This window comes from Proteus penneri (genome assembly GCF_022369495.1).
GTDB lineage: Bacteria > Pseudomonadota > Gammaproteobacteria > Enterobacterales > Enterobacteriaceae > Proteus > Proteus penneri.
Window position 1 is genome coordinate 1,558,594 of sequence record NZ_CP059690.1, and the last position, 21,321, is coordinate 1,579,914.

A 21,321-nucleotide genomic window follows, 5' to 3' on the forward strand; every position below is an offset into this window, starting at 1 on the left:
GTGAGCACCGTCGCTTCTGGTAGAATGCGTGCTTCTTTTATTCTTTAAACCTATTTCAGTTATGTCGAATTCAAAATCATCACAACAAGACAGCTTATTTGCGACACCTATTGCTAACCTTGGTGACTGGCGCTTTGATGAAAAAGTCGCCGAAGTGTTTCCGGATATGATAAAACGCTCAGTACCCGGTTACTCAAATATCATCTCCATGATTGGTATGCTTGCCGGCCGCTTTGTTACGCCCAATAGTCAAGTCTATGATTTAGGCTGTTCTTTAGGTGCAGCAACCCTTTCTATGCGTCGTAATATTGATGTAACAGGCTGCAAAATTATTGGTGTTGATAATTCACCGGCTATGATAGAACGTTGTCAACGCCATATTGATGCCTATAAAGCAGATACCCCCGTCGATATTATTGAGGGGGATATTCTTGACATTGAGATCAATAATGCTTCAATGGTCGTGCTTAACTTTACCTTACAATTCTTAGCACCAAGTGATCGCCAAATATTATTAAACCGCATTTACCAAGGCCTTAACCCTGGTGGTGTGTTAGTACTTTCTGAAAAATTCAGTTTTGAAGATAAAGAAATTGGTGAATTGTTGTTTAATATGCACCATGATTTCAAACGTGCTAACGGTTACAGCGAATTAGAAATTAGCCAAAAACGTAGCATGTTAGAAAATGTTATGCTGACAGACTCTGTTGAAACCCATAAAACTCGCTTGCATAATGCTGGCTTCCCTCATGCAGAAGTTTGGTTCCAATGTTTTAATTTCGGCTCTCTTTTAGCGATTAAAGGCAATAACTAATGATTAATTTTGGCTCGTTCTATCAACTTATTGCGCAAGATGAGCGCTTATTTCATTGGTTAGATACTTTACCTGCTCAATTATCAGAATGGCGCTCAAATGCGTTACACGGTCACTTTTCTTCATGGGAAAGAATGCTCGATGGTTTGCCCGAAATAACCCCTACAGAACTTGATTTAAAAAATGGAGTGATTGCCAATAAAACACCTTCATTAAGTGCTGGCGAACAACTGGGTTTAAATAATATTCTGAAATCCTTAATGCCATGGCGAAAAGGCCCATTCTCTCTTTATGGGGTCGATATTGATACAGAGTGGCGTTCAGATTGGAAATGGGATCGTGTTTTACCTCACCTTTCTCCTCTTGAAGGCCGTTTAGTATTAGATGTCGGTTGTGGCAGTGGCTATCACATGTGGCGAATGCTAGGTGAAGGTGCTCAGTTTGTTGTGGGAATCGATCCTACTCAACTTTTTTTATGCCAATTTGAAGCCGTCAGAAAATTATTAGGGAATGATCAACGTGCACATTTAATTCCTGTTGGTATTGAACAAATGCCGGAATTAAAAGCCTTTGATACCGTATTTTCAATGGGTGTACTTTATCATCGTCGTTCACCACTTGATCATTTATGGCAATTAAAAAATCAATTAGTTTCGGGCGGTGAGTTAATATTAGAAAGCCTCGTTGTGGATGGTGATGAATTCCAATGCCTGATCCCTGGTGAACGTTATGCGCAAATGCGTAATGTGTATTTTATTCCATCGGCAAAAATGCTAAAAGTTTGGCTAGAGAAATGTGGCTTTAAAGATGTGCGTATTGTCGATGAAAACACAACTTCTCTGGATGAACAACGTAAAACAGATTGGATGGTAACGGATTCATTAGAGGCATTCTTAGATGCTGATGATAAAACAAAAACAGTTGAAGGTTATCCCGCCCCTAAACGTGCGATATTAATTGCCACTAAGCCTTAATTTTTTATTGAGATCTAAAGGGATATCAAGTTATTCAATATCCCTTTCTTTCATAATATTCATCTTGTTTTTTTATTAAAGACACCTTATACGCCCTCTTATTTTGCAGATGAACGATTAAAGAAATCTATGGCAAAGACACCAAAGAGCAAAGTTGCTACTCAAAAAGAAATAACACAAAAAAAACAACACGCTCTTTTACAAAAGAATAAGCGTCAGAAATATAATGATCCTATCTTTTCGTCCTTTGTCGAAACCACATCAGTAAAACGCCTTCCATTAACGCCATTACAACGAGGTGTTCAACTCTTTTTTTCATTATTTGACTATGCCACACAACTTTTATATATCGTGTTTATTATTACCGTTTGGTGGTTTCCTGAACATTTCTCAGTTCAAACAATTTATAATCTAACCGTTCTATTTTTATTTGAGTTTATTCTCGTGCATTCTGGTGTTTTTATGGCTGCATTTGCTCGTACTAAACTTGTTTTTGCTCTTATTCCCTTTTATGGAATATTTGCTCTTATCATAAATAGTATGATTATGGGTGATGAAAACCTGATTATTTGGCTTTATGCTGTAATTGTTGCTAATCGAATTATCAGTGGTTATCAAGTAAAAACTAAAGAAGAAATGGGAAAGAATTTATTCTATTCTGCACTATTAGTTTTAAATTTTATGCTATGCCTTTTTTCTGTCATGATTTTTAAGTTCTTAGTCCCTTATGGTGGGTTAACGCCCCAATATTTAAATGAAATTAACTATCTTTATTTAATTCCACAGCATAGCGATTATTTTAATATTCCACATGTTGGTATGGCTTACGGCACATTATTCTACGGTATTCCTTTAGCTTGCATTACCTATATTAATATGTCATCGATATATAAACGCATAATATTCAGAATAAAAGCTCGTAAAATAAGAGCCACACATAGATAACCTTATTCTGAGCTTGTTGTTCATCTTTATTCATGCTTAAATGCATGCGTAATCTCTTCAATTATTTCTCTTTTTAAGAAGGCACTTCCCTACGATGAACTAAATTCTGCCAGAAAATTTTTCATATACCTTTTTGGGTATTCATTTTCTGTTACTGGCAGACAATAATTTATTTCGTCGCATCTAGAAAAAGATCTCGGCTGTCTGCCACCTATTTCGCTTAGGAGGTATTACTATGACAATAGCCTGTCACTTCTCACAACTTACTATCGAGTTTAATCAAGCACGTCTTTTTCCGCCATTAACTCGCTCATTGGCTTGTCAGCAAAATGCATTAATCGGCCATAACGGTAAAGGGAAATCCATACTACTAAGATTATTAGCACAAAAAATAACGCCTTCAGCAGGGCAAGTTAATTGGAATATGCCTTTTGTTCACGTTGATCAATTAACACGATTACAAGGTAATACACTTGCTCAAGCGTTAGATATTCATGAAATTTATCAAGCATTCCAACGCGTTGATGCAGGCATTGCTACATTAGAAGATATAGAGTTGCTTGATGGCAAATGGCAACTTCCTGTTACGTGGGAGAATTTATTAGATTCAGCACAACTTCCTGTCGCATTAGATACCCCTATTGCGCATTTAAGTGGCGGAGAACAAACACGTTTAGCACTTTGCCGTGTATTTTTACAAACAGAGAGTTTTCTTCTTTTGGATGAGCCAGATAATCACCTTGATTATCAAGGTCAACAATGGCTAGTAAAACAGTTGGCTCAGCACAAAGCTGGCTCTCTTATTGTTAGTCACAATCGAAACTTGCTTTCATATGCTGATACCATTCTTGAATTAAGTGAGAAAGGTTTATTTGAATATGGTGGAAATTATACTTTATATGAGACACAAAAACGTGCAGAAATAGCATCGTTGGAAGCAGCAAGTGATCGACTAAATAGCCAAATTAAAAATGAAAAACGCCAACAACAAGCCACCTTGCAAAAAACAACGCAACGAAAACGACAAGGCGAGTCAATTAGGAAAAGTGGCTCTCAGTGCTTACTTTTATTAGATATGCAAAAAAATCGAGCAGAACAACGCCAATCAGCCGTAGCAAAACGGCATCTGCGTGTAATAGAAGATATGCAATCTAAAAAACAAGGTGTCGATGAAGAAAAAATGCATGTTCATCAGCAGAAAATAGTCTTGAATTATCAAAGCGATGGACATCGCTTAAATATATTTGTGGATAATCTTCAGCTTCCGTATGGTTATCAACACCCTATTTCATTTTCAGCTTATGGAAACGAACATTGGCATATTAAAGGTAAAAATGGATGTGGCAAATCAACGTTATTAAAATGTTTGATCGAGCAGTGCGCACCACTTGCTGGTGAATTTCGTCTCAACAAAGATTTTTGTTATCTTGATCAACATCTTGCTTTACTTGATAAAACATTACCCGTTGCACAAGCACTACACCAATATCAACCCGCTATTTCTATCGAGCAATGGAGAACACGGCTGGGTATGTTAAGGATCAGAGGTGATAAATCATTACTCCCTCTAGAAAAACTAAGTGGTGGCGAACAATTAAAAGCAACATTATTGGCTTTAACACATAGCCCCAAGCCACCTGCAGTATTATTATTTGATGAGCCAGATAATCACCTTGATATCGAATCTAAACAACTATTGGAAAATCTACTCGTTGAATATCAAGGCACATTATTACTGGTTTCCCATGATGAAACCTTTGTTGAACATTGTGGTATAACACATACTTTAGTATTAGATGAAACTGCATAAAAAAACTGCGCAATAAAAGGCGCAGTTTTAAAATCGGCCACTAAAGTTAATTAAAACTAAGAGGCTAATGGCGCATAAATACTCATAATATCTTTCATCGCTTCAACGGTATCTTCATCCACACAATAATGGGTAAACTCATCAACTTCACTGTCTGAGCTCATTGTGACACCGGCTTTACGATAAATCATGGTTGAAGGTGCCACTTTTCCTGCTGAGCTATGTATTTCCTTTAATCCTGTATCTAGGAATTTTTGGATATTGCTAAGCCTTACACCAGCACCCGCCATAATTATAGGGCCTTGTGTTTTTTCATTTAACGTTCGTAATAATGGCAGACCGAGTTCTGCATTCGGTTGCTGTCCTGACGTTAAAATACGAGAAACCCCCAGCTGAGTCAGTTGTTCTAACGCTAATAATGGATTAATACACATATCAAAAGCCCGATGAAAAGTAATGGCCAATGGACCTGCAAGTTCCATTAAAATTTCCATTTTAGGCAAATCAATATGCCCTTCTTCATTTAAAAGACCAACAACTGCCCCTGAAAATCCCATATCACGGATCAGACTAATATCATTTTTCATTGCTGAAAAATCAGCCTGTGTGTAACAAAAATCTCCCCCTCGAGGGCGAATAATAGGATGAACGGGAATACGAACCAGATCTCTGACTTGTCTTAGCATTCCAAAGCTTGGCGTAATACCTCCTTCTGCCGGACTCGTGCACAGCTCTATTCTGTCTGCACCAGCTCGTTCTGCTACCAACGCACATTCAGCGCCAAAACAACAAATCTCCAATGTAGCCATATCATCCCTCTCCATCCTTAATAAAGAAAGTAATCAGAAAATAAATATCATTTCTCAGCGATTACTAACAATAGTTGTCGAATATCGTGATTCATTCAATTCCACTATCAGAATTTTGTGCTGACACAAGCAAACTATTTTCTGAAAGTGTCGTTCAACACTCACTTTCTACGATTTCAAGTAACGAATAAGGATGATACTTCACAGTGACTTTTCCATTAGAAATAGCCACCGTTGGATTAGGTAAACGCTCTTTCTCACCTTTAGGTTCACTGATTTTTAAGCTCACATTCTCCGGTAACATTTGGGGTAAAAAAGACATGACTCTACTTACTAACTCGCTTGGTTCGACGGAGATCACTTGCTCAATATGCTCCCAACCTTGATATTCATATTTTTTATTTGTGGGAAAAGGCAGTTCAACAATTGAAACTGATTGATTTAAAATCGTTAATGGCGTCTCTAATTGAAATAGATATATTGGGCGCCCATTAATCACATTATCAGAAATACACTTTCCACACTGACTTAATCCTATTCGCCACTGCTCTGCCAATGCCAATTCGTGACAACGTAACGACACATGATCAGTGGGATAAATAGCTAAATCCATACCTAAACTATCGGCCAATAGTGTCATATTTTCTTCAAACAAAGAAAGCTCACGAGTTAAATCATTTAATTGAGAAATTGAAGAAAATAACGCCATTTTGAATAACCTTAATGAAAAAACAGAGAAAAAACCTTAAAGATAAGGTCGAGATGGTAGCATGTTCTAGCCGGAATATGTTATAAATTCAAGGTTAATCCTAATTCTTTATAAGAAACCTGTCAGACTCTTGTCGTCAGGTTTTATTTTCTCAATAATTTAAGGTAACCCGGTGAATATTCAGGCTTTTCTTTCAGAAAAAATCAGTGTGGCAATGTGTGCTGCTGGCGCACCCGCTGATAGCGAACCTCTTGTCCGTCAGTCAGCCAAAGTACAATTTGGTGACTATCAGGCAAATGGTGTCATGGGAGCTGCAAAAAAAATGGGGATCCCACCCCGACAACTCGCAGAAAAGATCTTAGAAAAGCTTGATATTACGGATATTGCAGATAAAGTTGAAATCGCAGGCCCGGGTTTTATCAATATCTTTTTATCTCCACAATGGGTTGCAAAGCAAGCTGAAGACGCCTTGGTAGATGAACATCTAAACGTAACCCCCGTTGAACCTCAAACTATTGTTATCGACTATTCATCCCCAAATGTTGCGAAACAGATGCACGTTGGTCACTTACGCTCGACCATTATTGGTGATGCAAGTGCACGTACTTTATCTTTCTTGGGTCATAATGTTGTTCGTGCTAATCACCTTGGTGATTGGGGTACGCAATTTGGTATGTTGATTGCGTATTTAGAGAAAAAGCAGAATGAAAATGCCGCTGATATGGCGTTATCTGATCTCGAAGAGTTCTATCGTGAAGCGAAAAAACACTATGATGAAGATGAAGTATTCGCAGAACGTGCCCGTAATTATGTTGTGAAATTGCAAAGTGGTGATGAATACTGCCGTACAATGTGGCGCAAACTTGTTGATATCACAATGCAACAAAACCAAGCAACTTATCAGCGTCTTAACGTCACGTTAACCGAAGATGACATTATGGGTGAAAGTCTTTATAACCCAATGTTACCTGGTATTGTTGCTGACCTAAAAGCAAAAGGTCTTGCTGTAGAAAGTGAAGGTGCAACGGTTGTTTTCCTTGATGAATATAAAAATAAGGAAGGCGAACCTATGGGTGTTATCGTCCAGAAAAAAGATGGTGGCTATCTATATACAACGACAGATATTGCTTGTGCAAAATACCGTCATGAAACATTACATGCTGATCGCGTACTTTATTACATCGACTCTCGTCAGCACCAGCATTTAATGCAAGCTTGGACGATTGTTCGTAAAGCAGGCTACATTCCTGATTCAATGTCACTTGAACACCATATGTTCGGTATGATGTTAGGTAAAGATGGTCGTCCGTTTAAAACTCGTTCCGGTGGCACTATTCGTTTAACCGACTTACTCGATGAAGCCCAAGAAAGAGCTCGCGCATTAATCGCTGAAAAAAATCCAGATATGGATAAAGACGAATTAAATAACGTTGCTCGTGTTGTGGGTATCGGCGCAGTTAAATATGCGGATTTATCTAAAAATCGTACAACAGATTACATCTTTGATTGGGATCTGATGTTAAGTTTCGAGGGTAACACAGCACCTTATATGCAATATGCTTATACTCGTGTTGCTTCAATTTTCAAACGTGCAGACATTGATGAAAATGCACTAATGCAACCTATCGTACTAACACAATCTCATGAAAGACAGCTTGCATTGCGTTTAGTCCAATTTGATGAGACGATTATGCAAGTTTCTCGTGAAGGAACACCTCACGTTATGTGTGCTTATCTTTACGATTTGGCACAAGCTTTCTCTGGCTTTTATGAAAACTGCCCTATCTTATCAGCTGAAGATGAAAACACTCGCCAAAGCCGTCTAAAACTAGCTCGTTTAACCGCGAAAACCTTAAAACAAGGTTTAGATACTTTAGGTATTGAAACAGTAGATAGAATGTAATCATCACTGTTTTTAATAATAGTGATAAAAAAACCGGTGGTTAATTGAACTGCACCCCAAAAGTTGGACACCAACTTTGGGGTGTTTTTCTATGGCTAAATATTCTCTTGATTTTAAACTAAATGTGATTAATTTTTATCTCAAAGGCAATAGTCGTCTATCGACGGCTAAGCATTTTTCTATTAATGATTCTCAGGTTCGTTGCTGGTGCTCCGCTTATCAATTGCATGGTATTGAGGGAATTAAGCCTCGAAAATCCAAAGTAATCTATTCTCTTGAGCTAAAAATGCATATATTGTCTCACATGGCAAAACATTCGCTTTCTGCCAGAGAAACAGCTGCTCTTTTTAATATTCCAGCCTTTACCACTATATTGGAATGGAAAAATATTATGGATATTCATGGTATTAAAGCACTAGTCCCCAAGAAAAAAGGAAGATCTACATTGACTAAAAAGAAAAAAGAATTACCTAAGGATGACAAAGATAAATCGGTTAAAGAACTTTTAAAGGAACTTGAGTATTTGCGTGCTGAGAATGCTTGCTTAAAAAAGTTACAAGAATTGCAGGAAACAAAACGACGGTAAAACAACGTGTTGCTGTCGTTAATCAATTAAAAATGATTTATCCGGTTTTGGTTTTATTACGTGCGTTTTCTTTATCAAAAAGTACGTTTTATTATCACCAAAAAAATAGTCATAATTCAAAAGACAAATTATTAAAAGATAAAATAAAGGAGATTTATCATCAACATAAAGGTCGATATGGTTATCGAAGGATCACTGCTGTACTGCGAAATGAAGTTGTTATTAACCATAAAAAAGTACAGCGGTTAATGCAGGTTCAGGGACTAAAATCTATTGTAAGACCTAAAAAATATCGCTCTTATAAAGGCCAATTAGGTCGAATTGCTGATAATCATCTCGAAAGAAATTTTAATGCCAGCAAGCCTAACGAAAAATGGGTTACTGATGTCACCGAATTTAAGGTAAAAGGTGAAAAGCTTTATCTTTCGCCTATTCTTGACTTATTTAATCAAGAAATTGTTTCCTATCAGATAGCTAGACGTCCTCATTACAACATGATTGAGCAGATGCTTACCCAAGCCTTTTCAAAATTGACTCAGAGAGGTGAGCTGATACTGCATTCAGATCAAGGATGGCAATACCAAATGAGCCATTATCAAAATAGCCTTAAGAAACAAGGGATTATTCAAAGTATGTCACGAAAAGGAAATTGTTTAGATAATGCAGTAATCGAGAATTTTTTTGGCATATTAAAAACAGAATGTTTTTATACAAAGCAATTTAGAGATTTGGATGAACTAGAAGAAGAGCTTCATGAATATATCAAGTATTACAATACTGAACGGATCAAGATAAAATTAAAAGGACTGAGCCCAGTTCAATACCGAACTCAGTCTTTACCTAACTAATTTAAACTGTCCAATAAATTGGGGTCAGTTCATAATACCATCGGTTTTTTATGCGTTAAATTTTAATTCAAGATAGCTAAAAAATACGTCAAACAATGGCTCAAACAAATTTCCAATACGCCTTAATTATTAATCTTCGTTAGCTGTAATAACATCTTGGCACAATAATCCTGAGATATCTTTACTTTCAATCCAACCATCAACACTATCAATAGGTTTATCGGGACTATATAAGCGCTGGTCAACGTCTTTCGCTGTAAAGCTTACTCTCTCATTCGTTTTATCAAAAACGCCGACACAATTCACTGGCGTCAATCTTGATGTTTTAATTTTTCCGTCAGCAGTACAGCCAGCAAGAAATAATGTAGCTAATGATACAGAAATGATAATTGCTTTTTTCATAGTAGCTCCTTGACTCTCTTATTGTTATTTTTACCAAAATCACTAAGTGATTATTTAGTAGTCTTAAACTAAAAATACCTGATGATTATAACTGTTTTGAGTATAACGAATAAATGGAGAAATATTTGAGTTATTGAGCTATGAATAAGAAATATTGAGAAGGGATAGAAAAGAGAGGGAAAAACAGAAAACAATGGCGGACAAATGAAAGCAGTAATTAGTGTACCATACTGAATTTTCAGTAATCTAATTATCTATTAACAATAGATTTAGCATTAATTTCATTATTCACACGACTTATTGTTTACTGCTTATCCCCAGCAATCGTGTTACCTATTTGAAGCGCAGACAAAATAGATATGATCACTTTCAGTAGTACTGAACGATAACAAGCAAATAACTTTACAGTCACGGTTAATCTACCTGAATAAAGAAATAATAATATGTCTTAAATCAAAAAAATCAAATGTTTTAAAATATACTGCAATATTTTGAAATATTCGTAATATCTCATCATTAAGTAAGAAATATTTAACAGATGTGTCAATTTTTAAACCTACACAGCACAAGAGAGTTTATCTAAAAAAAGATAATTCGTCAAACCGTAAGTACCTAGAATATAGCGTCTATTTTTTTACTTTATGTAGAATATCACGGCTAGTAAACAAATTGTCTAAAGATATTCGATATGATTAATGTTTAGATAAATTTATCAATATTGATTAAAAAACACATTCCAACACCGAAAAACTGTATAAATCATTTAGAAATTGGAAAAAAAATTTAATAAAAAAATAGAGAGAAAAAAGATTTTTGCATTTTCCTTACTTTTTCTTTTTTTAAAGGATGGAGCAAATCTACATAACTAAATGTTAGAAGTGTGATCAATGTGGCATTAAAAATAGTCTAAAAATAGAGAAAGGTTCTAAATAAGGAGAGTTGCATTGTTTGAAAGATTGTTAATTTTGCAACTCCTCGCTTTTATACAAAAGCGAGGGTTCAGTGTTATCAGTTATAACGCACGTAGTGAGAAATGGCGAGGTCTAAATCCTAACGCATATAACGCAACAAAATAGCTTCCTGCTCCGACTACTACAACTAGTAGCAAGCGCAAGATACGCATTAGCATGTTGCCGACATCCCAACTTGGCATGATCCACAACATTCCAACTAATACAGCCGCCATTACGGCAAGCGCGATAATAAGTTTTAATAAGAATACAGGCCAACCAGCTAAAGGCTGATAAATATCTTTTTTACGGATCTGCCAAAACAACATAGAGGCATTAAAACAAGCAGCAATACCGATTGAGAGCGCAAGACCTACATGTTTTAAACTACCAATAAACGCAAGATTCATTAATTGTGTGAGTATCAATGTAGCAATTGCAATTTTTACTGGTGTTTTAATATCCTGACGTGAATAAAAACCTGGCGCTAATATTTTTATGATGATCAGCCCCATTAACCCAACACAGTAAGCAATTAATGCCTGTTGTGTCATTAGTGCATCATGGGCATTAAAATTACCATACTGGAATAAGGACGCAGTTAAAGGCCCAGATAATATCGCTAAACCAATAGTACAAGGCAGTGCTAGTAAGAAACACAGTCTTAATCCCCAATCCATCAATTTTCTATATTCTTCAGTATTACCACTGGCAAAACTTTTAGATAATGAAGGAAGTAAGATTGTACCTAATGCAACACCCAATACCCCTGTCGGTAATTCCATTAAACGGTCTGCATAATACATCCAAGAAACTGATCCAGACACTAAAAAAGAAGCAAAAATAGTATTGATAATTAACGATATTTGGCTAACCGACACCCCCAAAATAGCCGGTCCCATCAGTCTCATTACACGCCAAACACCGCTATTTTTAAATGATACACGCGGTAAAACAAGCATACCGATTTTTTTCAAATGTGGTAATTGATAACCTAGCTGTAATATTCCCCCAGCAACAACCGCCCACGCCAATGCCATAACAGGAGGATTACAATAAGGGGCGACCACTAAAGCGAAAAAGATCATACTGACATTGAGTAGTGTTGGAGCAAAAGCGGGTACTGAAAAACGATTCCAAGTATTTAAAATAGAGCCTGTCAATGAAGCTAATGAAATAAGGAAAATATAAGGAAAGGTGATCCGTAATAAATCTGTCGTTAATTGAAACTTATCGGGTGAACTACTAAAACCTGGTGCTGTAACATAAATCACCCAAGGCGCGGCAATAATACCAATTACGGTAACCACAGCGAGAATAAGTGTCAGCATACCCGAAACATAAGCAATAAAGGTACGCGTTGCTTCCTCGCCTTGCTGACTTTTATATTCTGCCAAGATCGGAACAAATGCTTGAGAAAATGCGCCTTCCGCAAAAATACGACGTAATAAGTTTGGCAGTTTAAACGCAACAAAAAAGGCATCGGTTGCCATACCTGCGCCAAAAATACGCGCAATAATTGCATCACGAATAAATCCTAGCACCCGTGAAAATAAGGTCATAGAACTCACTGCAGCAAGTGATTTAAGTAAATTCATAAAGTCATTCAGGTTTTTGTTAAATAGAATAAAAAGAAAGGGACTATACTCCGTCTCTAACATCGAAAAATCAATCTTCAATTGGCTAAGAATATGCTGATCCAGCCTATCTTGGACTAATCAAAGCGATTAAAAAATAGTTATTTATGGTTTCGTGAGTATTTTTCTCAACATTACTTCCACCATAGCGTGTATCTCACCTTCAATAATCGAGTTTTTATTCGGAAAGTAATGATTAACGTTTAAAATAAGCTCGCGTTGTTAATGCCGTCAGTACGTGATCTCGCCACTCTTGATTAATTTGTAGATAATTTTTGGCGTATCCTTCACGCTCAAAACCATGTTTAGCTAATAGGTTTCCACTGCGTAAATTATGAGGCATATAATTCGCCATAATACGATGCATCCCTTGTTGTCTTTGCATATAGCGAAGTGTTTCCGTTAACGCTTCCGACATATAGCCATGACCTTGCCATTTTTCACCGACTGAATATCCCAAAAAACAGGCATTAAAAGCGCCACGCATAACATTGCTATAATTAGCAACGCCAATAATTTCATCCTCTTTTTGTGTTAATAGCAGAAAATGAAAAGCACTTTCTTGTCGGTGTAATTCATTCATAAATTGTAAACGGTGTTCCCAACCAGAAGGTAAATAATGTGTTTTATCTCTTACGGGTTCCCATGGAATTAAAAAACGACGGTTTAATGTATAATAATTGGCCAATCTTTCAGCATCTCGCTCGTATGCTAAACGAATGACCATTCTTTGTGTTTCAAAACGAATTTTAGGAATTCCGCCACGATAACCAAACATTACAATCTCATTATCCTTTGATATAAATAAGTCTAATTCTGAAGCAACTCTTCTTATTCTGCCACTAACCTTAATAAAAAAATATCATCTTTAATTTACTAGGAATTATGCACATTTAGAGACAGAATAGTCGAAGAAATAAATTATTTCATTCCTCCCTTATTTTATTTAAATTATTTGCTTATTGATGGTGAGTAATGGCGCTGGTAACACAAGCCCGTACTTTGGGTAAATACTTTCTCCTAATTGACAATATGTTAGTTGTCTTAGGTTTTTTCGTCGTTTTTCCACTGATTTCTATTCGTTTCGTCGAACAATTAGGATGGGCTGGTGTTATTGTCGGCTTTGCATTAGGGCTTAGACAATTAGTACAACAAGGCCTCGGCATTTTTGGTGGTGCTATTGCAGACCGTTTTGGTGCAAAACCAATGATAATAACAGGCATGTTATTACGAGCTTTAGGTTTTGCTTTAATGGCAATCGCAGATCAACCTTGGATACTTTGGTTATCTTGCATTTTATCTGCATTAGGTGGAACGTTATTTGATCCGCCTCGGACAGCACTAGTTATCAAATTAACCCGTCCTTATGAGCGCGGTCGTTTTTACTCTTTATTATTGATGCAAGATAGCGCTGGCGCCGTGATTGGTGCACTCATCGGTAGCTGGTTATTACAATATGATTTTCATTTAGTTTGCTGGGTTGGTGCTGGTGTTTTTGTTATCGCAGCCTTATTTAATGCTTGGTTATTACCCGCTTATCGTATATCCACAACCCGAACACCAATTAAAGAAGGGTTAAAACGAGTATTTCTTGATAAGCGTTTTGTCAGTTATGTCTTAACGCTGACAGGCTATTTTGTATTATCTGTTCAAGTCATGTTGATGTTTCCTATCATCGTCAACGATATTGCGGGTACACCAACGGCAGTAAAATGGATGTATGCCATTGAAGCCCTGCTTTCTTTAACATTACTTTATCCGATTGCTCGCTGGAGTGAGAAACGTTTCCGATTAGAACAGCGTTTAATGGCCGGCTTATTTTTAATGAGCATCAGCATGTTCCCTGTTGGTATGATCCATTCATTACAAAGTATTTTCTTGATTATTGGCCTATTTTATCTTGGTACTATTACAGCAGAGCCTGCACGCGAAACATTAAGTGCCTCACTTGCCGATCCTCGAGCTCGTGGTAGTTATATGGGATTTAGCCGGTTAGGCTTAGCGTTTGGTGGTGCAATTGGATATACAGGTGGTGGATGGATGTATGACTTAGGCAATCAATTTGATATGCCTGAATTACCTTGGTTCTTACTAGGAACCGTAGGTTTAATAACACTTTATGCATTACATCGCCAATTTAATCGTAAAAAAATAGAAACAGCCATGCTTACTCCTTAAAGATCGGGTAAACTTTTAGTTATCAATGATCAAGGAGTGTTTATGAAAGCAATTTTTCTAACCGCTATATTCGTATTAACAAGCTTAGTCACAGGGTGTGATCAGCTCAAGCAATTTGATGTGAGTGAAAACCTTATTAATGACTACATCCGTCAAAAAATAAATCTCCAAAAACATATTGGTGAAGATGAAGTTGTATCCGCAGATATTAAATTAAGCAATCTTTCCATTCAAATTGGCCGCACTGAGCCGGGTAAAATTAGTCTTTCCGGTACAACCGACCTGATGATTAATTCATTTTTTGGTAAGACAAGCGCTAAAGTTGAGCTTACGTTATCAGGCCAACCTTCTTATCAAGCTGATAAAGGAGCGATATACATAAAATCAATGGTTATTGATAGCTACAAAGTCTTTCCAGAAAAAATGGATGCCGTGGTTATCGCACTAAAACCTTATTTAGATACCACAATCACGACTTACTTTGATAATCATCCTGTATATGTTCTTAATCCAGAAAAAAACAGTGCTGAAGCTGCCGCATTTAAACTGGCTAAAGGAATTGAAGTTAAACCGGGTAAATTCGTGATCCAACTCTAATCGTTACGCGAGTTGATTAAAAATATTTATCGTCATTAATGAGAAAGGCAAACCTAATGGTTTGCCTTTTTTATGAATAATAAAATACTTTTACAAAGAAATAGTTATATTACTCTACTTCTGGATCTTCTGCCTTATCACTCTCTTCATCATCAGAGAGTTCTTCGCGTAATGCTGATAATGCACCACGTGCAATACCTGCTAGTGTACGATAGAAGCCACTTGTTGCATGAGCTTCAACTTTTCCTAAAAATGTTCCAGCCCAAGGTAGCAAATATTCATCAAATAATTGTATTTGTGCTAATATTTCATCTTCCGCAGAATTATCTTCAAGCCATGAAGCAGCAAGTAATAAAGCACCAAAACTGTCTGTTGCATTATTAGTAATAGGCATCCCTCTTGTGACTAAGAATTGGCGGATATCATCTTCTTTGATTTCTTCATAATCATGGGCGTAAACTGACACAGCTGGCGCTTCACCAGCAAAAAGAGATTGATAATCAGCTTCAACGATAGCCAAATCTTTGACGCTACTTTTTAATGTATTAAATAGCTCATCTTGCTCTAATGGCCATAACTGACTAAGTTTCCCTTCAGCAATCATTTTAATAATTGGTGATAAAATAGGATCTTTGGGATCACGCTGAAATAATGTGCCTAAAAGTCGGCAAACTATTGAAAATTCATTCATTGTATTTTTATCCTAAAAAGTTTCGCGTTATTGTGCTTTTAATGGTAAGAAAATCAACTTTTTTCGTCATATCTCTTTTATTGTCAATATTAAGCTTACTCTCTTTAATCGCTTAAAACAGAAAAAGCGCGCTCTTATTATTAAGTCTTTTACTTAATATAAGAAACGCGCCTAATCCCATGCTACTTATCTTCTAAAGCAGTTTTATAAAAATATTAAAACAACTTTATGACAACAGCATTCTAATACTTTTTAACTGGCTATATCGAGAAAGTTATCTCTTACACCATTTACACGAAACCACCCTGCAATACTGATTCTCTCTTTATAAGTAGGGAGTACTTCATGAGGGAATTGTTCTGAAAGGAAAACGACCAAACGTCCACCTTTAGGAGCGACTGTTGCAAGTTCATTATCTTCCAAATCATAAATAACTAACTCACCTCCATCTTCTTTTTTCCAATCCTCATTAAGATACAATACTGTCGTTAAACGTCGAGTAACATTCTGTTTAAATGCATCCAGATGTTTTTTATAAAAAGCGCCTTTTTCATAGCAAGCAAAATGCGCTTCATATTCAAAAAGTCCAAGAAAAAATTCACGATTCACAGCACGTTGAATAGACTCCATTTGCATTAAATAATGCTGAACGGGTGTTCCCATTTCGGGTTCTAGCCAACGAATTTTATCACTCCGTATCGCTATCTCTGCCTGTCGATTTTCATGACGCCCAATACGAGCTTGTTGTGCCTCGCCATTAAAACAAGTGCGTAATTGTTGAACAGCTTCTGGTGTGAGGAAATTATCCCATACACACCATCCTTTCTCTGCTATTTGCTCAAGAAGTTTTGCTATATTCATTAGGTATATTGCCTGATAAACATGGGAAACTACTTTATATCACCAAGTTAAACAAAATTACAATTTAATAAACTTATCTTTTCGATTACATCAATTAATTAGCGATAAATATCATAAGAATTAAAAATAATAGATTAAACAAAACTTAACACTGCTCATCTTTTTGAAATCCTTATTCACCTAAAAATGATTTTATAAGTTACATTACATTAACTATAAGCAAAACAAATGATTCCATTAGAAATAATAACTAGTTGATATTTTTTCGATTGTCTCTTCATCCCCATTAAAAATATAATTAATATTCCCTTTAACTTGAGTATGCGTAATCGCTTTTTCACTGTTTGGTCGTATAAATATTGTTGGTAATGTTTTCTTTTTGTATGAATATTCACTAATAGACATAATATCTGTAGATTCAATTTGATATTTAACATTAGTAAACTGCTGTTTATATTCAGTATATAAATCATCCAGCTTTGTTTTGATTATATTTAAATCAATTTTTTTATTACTTCTACACTCTTCAATTAGATGATTTATTTCTTTTTTTAAATCATAACGAATTGAGCACCCTTGTTTATTCAACTGATAATTAGATATAAAATAAGGCTTAAATTTTTCATTCATGTTATTTTTTTTCTGAGAAGACAAAGTCTCTTTTCTTTCCTTTAATGAGGCTAAAAAAAGGCGAATATTATATTGTCTATTTTCCTTTGTTATTTGATTCTGAAAATTATCTTCTTTACTTTGAGGTGGGACAGTAATAATATTTTCATCAGTAATAACATTTTCATCAACATTATCTTTTAATTCATTAATCGGATTTTTATCTGATGATAAATTTAAATAGACTTTATTTAATTTATTAATATTATTAGAAAGTTGATATTTTTCTGGATAACTTTCTAATAACTTATTTAACTTTAATACTCTTTTATAAATTCCTTTTATATTTTTATTATCTTTCTCCAGAGTTTCTGCTTCTATTAATTTTTCACTTTTAAAAAGTGTAAAATTCAATAAGCTATTTATTCTTTTTTTCACCATTAATTCGAAATCTTTTACGGATATTAATGGATACCATTGAACAGAATAATCAGAAGTCGTTGTAGAAGGCATAATTCTCAAATCACGATAAAAATCAAAACCAAGCTCGATTAAACTGAGATCAAGCCTTTTTGTTTTTTTTGTGACATCTGTTTCACCAATATCAATTAATTCATTAATATTTAAATTTAGTTTTAATAAATTGAGAATAAAATTTACACCAATAGCATTTCTTGGTATGGTTAATTCCATATCGGGATTAGCAACTACATCAACATCAAAACTCACTTCATTTCTTAGTTCAGTTCCCACAGAAACACTCATATTTTTATCCATTTCAAGGGTAGTATTAGTGATTAATTCATTTTCATTTAAATTAAGCCCTTGATTAATAAAATTTTTGACCTCGCTAATATCAATACTAAATGAGAAATTAGATTTTTTAGCATAAGTGGCATTTAATATAGCGCTTGCCATGACAGGAGTAACAAAACCATAATTTACACTTTTTGTACCCCATCTTTTTTCATATCCACCAATACCCGCGGACAACCCCGTAGATAAAAGTCTCGTCTTATTATTAATAAAAGAAAAAGTGATTTTATTATCTTCACTTTTTGATAATGTGATTGAGTGCGATTTTGCATAAGAAGCTAATATAAAAGCGTTAACTCCTATATTATAGGGTAAACTAAATGCATTAAAACCAAAGAAAGCTAAAAGCTCATTATGGTGTCCGATTGTAATACTTTCTTTATTTTTTAGATCATTAACCAATAAATGAATTACCTCACCTTGTGTTAAACCATTTTTTACACCTTTCACAATACGATTTAACACATCATAGCCTTTCCTTATATTTTCTTTAATACCATATAATGCCATTGGCTTACTTCTATATATAGTGTTCGAAGAATTAATAAGTCGTTTTATATTACAAACGGTTCCTATAAATCCAGGATCAATAGCTTTAGCAATATTTATCAACATTGATCGGTATTTTTTTAATGCATATTGTTCTTTAGCCTTACTAACATTTACTCTAATATTATCAATAAGAGATGATAAAAAAGGGATATTTCGGCTACTAAAATTTCCGATTGTCTGAGTCGAAAATGGTTGTCCTGAATGATAATTTTTATAATTATTTTCACCAACCATTGAGTAAAAAGATAAAGGAGGCTCCTGTTTTAAACGAGTAACCTCATACTGATAATCTTTAATCGCAAAAATATTGAAAGGATCTAGATAATATATTTTTATTTTATTACCTTTATCAACAATAATTTGAATCTGATTTAATATTGGTTTAATAGCTAATATTTTATCAGTTTTCTTCAATGGAAGTTTTATTCTATGCTTTTCAAGTTCAATATTACCATCAGTTTTAGCATAGTCAACTTGATCATATTCTGACTCTAATATTGCAGGTAATCCAGTTGTAAAAAGCTGGTTATCTTTAACTTCAACTGTAATATTTAGACCTTCTCTATTTATTTTTATTATATTATTTTCTTCTAATTCAACAACATTATTAATATTTGATAAATCTTGTTTTTGATTATCATCAACTATATATTCTTCATACTCAACAATAAAGTTACCATCAATATTATTTGATGAAAAATCATTTAAATCATATTCTTTTTCAATTTTATTAAACTTGATTTTATATAACTCATTCTTGTTTTCTTCTATACTATTAGATTTATTTTCACTTCTCTTACTTCCAATTAAAAAACCATTACAATCAACATAAAGTTCTTTAAACTTCATGTTATCACCTTTTTGAGACTCTATATTAAAAACATTATATTTAAATCCTCCATTAAAATGTTTTTGATATATTCCTGTAAATAAATCATATGTTTTTCCTTTAATTAAGATCAAAGAACCATCATCTGCAAGCGTGATCCCCATATTATTAAGTAAAGGTGCATTGGTTGAGCCTAAATATACATAGTTATTAATGTTATTTAAGCTAAATTGTTTTTCTTCTTTTTGCTTATCACACGTTTTAACATAGATACTATCGCTATTCTTTATATCTCTTACCAAGTCTCCTTCTTTACGTCCATGAAAAGTGCCCATAGGTGTTAATTTACTGTCTATCTTTTTTATTCCATTAACCATAATATACCTCATCATTTCGAAATAATGAGGAAATAATCAACAAGATAATTTGCAAAGGATATCTTTTTACAACCAGATTTTTATGACATTATATGGAATTTAAGAAAAGTATTTTTTTTGAAAGCTGACATAAAAAAATAGACAGTAAACTAAATTTTACCGTCTATTATCTAAAATTAAAAATAAATAAAATAGACTTAGTACCCACTCTTCATATCAACCACACCCAAAGGTACATCGCCTTTTTCAATTCGATGAATATTTTCAACAATCGTATCCATTGCAATATTAGGAATGGTAAAAGCAGCAATATGTGGCGTAATAGAAATGCGAGGATGCGTCCAAAATGGATGCATTCCTGCTAAAGGTTCTTGAGAGAAAACATCAAGAGTCGCGTCAGAAATATATCCTTGATCTATCGCTTCGAGTAAATCTTGATCAACTAAATGCGCACCACGGGCAAGATTAATTAAATAAGAAGAAGGCTTGAGTTGTTCAAATAGAGAAAAATTTAAAATACCGTGAGTTTCAGACGTATAAGGTAATAAATTGATCAGTAGATTACACTCTTTGAGGAAATCACTGAGTTGATCTTTACCATAAAAGCTTTCAACATTTTTAATTTGTTTTTCACTGCGACTCCAACAGCGAACTTTAAAACCAAGTTCGGCAAGTTTAGTCGCAACACACCCACCTAAAGCTCCTGCGCCTAAAACGCCGATCACAAAATTATCATAAGAATGCGCAGGAAGCTGTTTCCATAAACGTTGTGATTGTTGGCGTTTATAATCATCCATACGACGAAAATAATACATCACTTTCGCAATCGCATATTCTTGCATTTGAAGCCCCATTCCTGTGTCTTCCAAACGCATAACCGGAACACCTGTAGGTAATGTGCCAGGCTTTTGTTGTTCTTGCTTTAAAATAGCATCAACGCCTGCCCCTAATGCAAAAATACCTTTAAGCTGATTACGACTGGCAAGCATTTCATAAGGAGGAAGCCAAACCATAGCATAATCAGCAGGTTGATTATCACCAGGTTCCCAAATACGTATATTGGCATTTGGCAAACGCGCCTTCATGCCATTGATCCATGTTTCTGCGTCAAAAAAAGGATGATAAAAAATAATATTCATTTTGCCTTCCTCCAGCATTTTTATCATAGGGTGCGAGGGTTACGTTCTGATTTCAAGTCTCTTTGAATAAGTTGTTAATAAAAATGTTGAGAATGTTAACCAGTTAACGAAATTCTCAATTCTTTTTTCAATACGCTAACCTATTGCATGAATTGGTTTACTGCATAATTTGTCTAGCATTTGTGCATATTGTTTTTTATTTGACTGCTTGATACAAAAGTTAAAGGAAAAATGCATTTAGCTGTTGACGCCTATGAACCTTTTCCATATAGTAGCGCCCCGTTG

The 21,321-nt window shown here is 34.9% G+C and carries 17 protein-coding genes; 8 read left to right on the forward strand and 9 right to left on the reverse strand.

Annotated features, from left to right (window positions below; translation table 11 throughout):
* Nucleotides 1-61 precede the first annotated feature (61 nt).
* From cmoA to H1225_RS07110, 4 genes are all read left to right on the forward strand, one after another.
* Entirely contained in the window at nucleotides 62-814 is a 753-nt protein-coding gene (gene cmoA / locus H1225_RS07095; protein WP_072064240.1) for a carboxy-S-adenosyl-L-methionine synthase CmoA, read from the forward strand.
* Entirely contained in the window at nucleotides 814-1,788 is a 975-nt protein-coding gene (cmoB, locus tag H1225_RS07100; protein ID WP_109847395.1) for a tRNA 5-methoxyuridine(34)/uridine 5-oxyacetic acid(34) synthase CmoB, read from the forward strand. Before cmoA ends, cmoB begins: the two co-directional genes overlap by 1 nt.
* Before the next feature lie 129 nt (nucleotides 1,789-1,917).
* Complete coding sequence (locus H1225_RS07105; RefSeq protein ID WP_161727505.1) at nucleotides 1,918-2,733, forward strand: hypothetical protein; 816 nt, start codon at nucleotides 1,918-1,920, stop codon at nucleotides 2,731-2,733.
* 235 nt (nucleotides 2,734-2,968) lie between these two features.
* Nucleotides 2,969-4,543 carry an ATP-binding cassette domain-containing protein gene (locus H1225_RS07110; protein ID WP_161671504.1) on the forward strand — a complete coding sequence of 525 codons (1,575 nt, stop codon included), beginning with the start codon at nucleotides 2,969-2,971 and terminating at the stop codon, nucleotides 4,541-4,543.
* Nucleotides 4,544-4,599: 56 nt separating this feature from the next.
* On the opposite strand, the gene cutC is transcribed toward H1225_RS07110, so the two are convergent.
* Entirely contained in the window at nucleotides 4,600-5,352 is a 753-nt protein-coding gene (gene cutC, locus H1225_RS07115; protein ID WP_109400513.1) for a copper homeostasis protein CutC, read from the reverse strand.
* Between the two features lie 154 nt (nucleotides 5,353-5,506).
* Nucleotides 5,507-6,061, reverse strand: coding sequence for a VOC family protein (locus H1225_RS07120; protein ID WP_006536584.1), 555 nt, complete (start codon nucleotides 6,059-6,061; stop codon nucleotides 5,507-5,509).
* Between the two features lie 172 nt (nucleotides 6,062-6,233).
* Between H1225_RS07120 and argS the strand changes: the two genes are divergently transcribed.
* Nucleotides 6,234-7,964 (forward strand): arginine--tRNA ligase, encoded by a 1,731-nt coding sequence (gene argS, locus H1225_RS07125; protein WP_161671503.1) that lies wholly within the window; start codon nucleotides 6,234-6,236, stop codon nucleotides 7,962-7,964.
* Between the two features lie 91 nt (nucleotides 7,965-8,055).
* Nucleotides 8,056-9,398 (forward strand): IS3 family transposase gene (locus tag H1225_RS07130; RefSeq protein WP_420910162.1). Its coding sequence is split into 2 segments (ribosomal slippage): nucleotides 8,056-8,506 and nucleotides 8,506-9,398, totalling 1,344 coding nucleotides; the frame shifts between segments, so codons are not numbered across the junction.
* 129 nt (nucleotides 9,399-9,527) lie between these two features.
* On the opposite strand, the gene H1225_RS07135 is transcribed toward H1225_RS07130, so the two are convergent.
* From H1225_RS07135 to rimJ, 3 genes are all read right to left on the reverse strand, one after another.
* Nucleotides 9,528-9,800, reverse strand: a complete 273-nt coding sequence (locus tag H1225_RS07135) for a hypothetical protein (RefSeq protein ID WP_006536582.1) — start codon at nucleotides 9,798-9,800, stop codon at nucleotides 9,528-9,530.
* A gap of 1,012 nt (nucleotides 9,801-10,812) precedes the next feature.
* On the reverse strand, nucleotides 10,813-12,348 hold the full coding sequence (gene murJ / locus H1225_RS07140) for a murein biosynthesis integral membrane protein MurJ (RefSeq protein WP_072064024.1): 1,536 nt from the start codon (nucleotides 12,346-12,348) through the stop codon (nucleotides 10,813-10,815).
* Between the two features lie 235 nt (nucleotides 12,349-12,583).
* Nucleotides 12,584-13,165, reverse strand: coding sequence for a ribosomal protein S5-alanine N-acetyltransferase (gene rimJ, locus H1225_RS07145; protein ID WP_072064025.1), 582 nt, complete (start codon nucleotides 13,163-13,165; stop codon nucleotides 12,584-12,586).
* 197 nt (nucleotides 13,166-13,362) lie between these two features.
* Between rimJ and mdtH the strand changes: the two genes are divergently transcribed.
* On the forward strand, nucleotides 13,363-14,565 hold the full coding sequence (gene mdtH, locus H1225_RS07150; RefSeq protein ID WP_072064026.1) for a multidrug efflux MFS transporter MdtH: 1,203 nt from the start codon (nucleotides 13,363-13,365) through the stop codon (nucleotides 14,563-14,565).
* A 42-nt stretch (nucleotides 14,566-14,607) separates the two neighbouring features.
* Nucleotides 14,608-15,162, forward strand: a complete 555-nt coding sequence (locus tag H1225_RS07155; RefSeq protein WP_161671596.1) for a lipoprotein — start codon at nucleotides 14,608-14,610, stop codon at nucleotides 15,160-15,162.
* Between the two features lie 109 nt (nucleotides 15,163-15,271).
* Here H1225_RS07155 and H1225_RS07160 read toward each other — a convergent pair whose 3' ends face one another.
* From H1225_RS07160 to ghrA, 4 genes are all read right to left on the reverse strand, one after another.
* A complete protein-coding gene (locus H1225_RS07160) occupies nucleotides 15,272-15,853 on the reverse strand; it encodes a TorD/DmsD family molecular chaperone (RefSeq protein ID WP_161671597.1) in 582 nt (193 codons plus the stop codon).
* Between the two features lie 252 nt (nucleotides 15,854-16,105).
* Entirely contained in the window at nucleotides 16,106-16,714 is a 609-nt protein-coding gene (locus H1225_RS07165) for a 2OG-Fe(II) oxygenase (protein ID WP_115065382.1), read from the reverse strand.
* 237 nt (nucleotides 16,715-16,951) lie between these two features.
* Complete coding sequence (locus H1225_RS07170) at nucleotides 16,952-19,897, reverse strand: hypothetical protein (RefSeq protein WP_161724963.1); 2,946 nt, start codon at nucleotides 19,895-19,897, stop codon at nucleotides 16,952-16,954.
* A 197-nt stretch (nucleotides 19,898-20,094) separates the two neighbouring features.
* Nucleotides 20,095-21,036 carry a glyoxylate/hydroxypyruvate reductase GhrA gene (gene ghrA / locus H1225_RS07175; protein WP_109847389.1) on the reverse strand — a complete coding sequence of 314 codons (942 nt, stop codon included), beginning with the start codon at nucleotides 21,034-21,036 and terminating at the stop codon, nucleotides 20,095-20,097.
* Between the last annotated feature and the right edge of the window lie 285 nt (nucleotides 21,037-21,321).

Coding starts and splice junctions, on each gene's coding strand:
- cmoA (WP_072064240.1), top strand. CDS start 62: ATGTCGAATTCAAAATCATCACAACAAGACAGCTTATTTGCGACACCT.
- cmoB (WP_109847395.1), top strand. CDS start 814: ATGATTAATTTTGGCTCGTTCTATCAACTTATTGCGCAAGATGAGCGC.
- H1225_RS07105 (WP_161727505.1), top strand. CDS start 1,918: ATGGCAAAGACACCAAAGAGCAAAGTTGCTACTCAAAAAGAAATAACA.
- H1225_RS07110 (WP_161671504.1), top strand. CDS start 2,969: ATGACAATAGCCTGTCACTTCTCACAACTTACTATCGAGTTTAATCAA.
- cutC (WP_109400513.1), bottom strand. CDS start 5,352: ATGGCTACATTGGAGATTTGTTGTTTTGGCGCTGAATGTGCGTTGGTA.
- H1225_RS07120 (WP_006536584.1), bottom strand. CDS start 6,061: ATGGCGTTATTTTCTTCAATTTCTCAATTAAATGATTTAACTCGTGAG.
- H1225_RS07135 (WP_006536582.1), bottom strand. CDS start 9,800: ATGAAAAAAGCAATTATCATTTCTGTATCATTAGCTACATTATTTCTT.
- murJ (WP_072064024.1), bottom strand. CDS start 12,348: ATGAATTTACTTAAATCACTTGCTGCAGTGAGTTCTATGACCTTATTT.
- rimJ (WP_072064025.1), bottom strand. CDS start 13,165: ATGTTTGGTTATCGTGGCGGAATTCCTAAAATTCGTTTTGAAACACAA.
- mdtH (WP_072064026.1), top strand. CDS start 13,363: ATGGCGCTGGTAACACAAGCCCGTACTTTGGGTAAATACTTTCTCCTA.
- H1225_RS07155 (WP_161671596.1), top strand. CDS start 14,608: ATGAAAGCAATTTTTCTAACCGCTATATTCGTATTAACAAGCTTAGTC.
- H1225_RS07160 (WP_161671597.1), bottom strand. CDS start 15,853: ATGAATGAATTTTCAATAGTTTGCCGACTTTTAGGCACATTATTTCAG.
- H1225_RS07165 (WP_115065382.1), bottom strand. CDS start 16,714: ATGAATATAGCAAAACTTCTTGAGCAAATAGCAGAGAAAGGATGGTGT.
- H1225_RS07170 (WP_161724963.1), bottom strand. CDS start 19,897: ATGGTTAATGGAATAAAAAAGATAGACAGTAAATTAACACCTATGGGC.
- ghrA (WP_109847389.1), bottom strand. CDS start 21,036: ATGAATATTATTTTTTATCATCCTTTTTTTGACGCAGAAACATGGATC.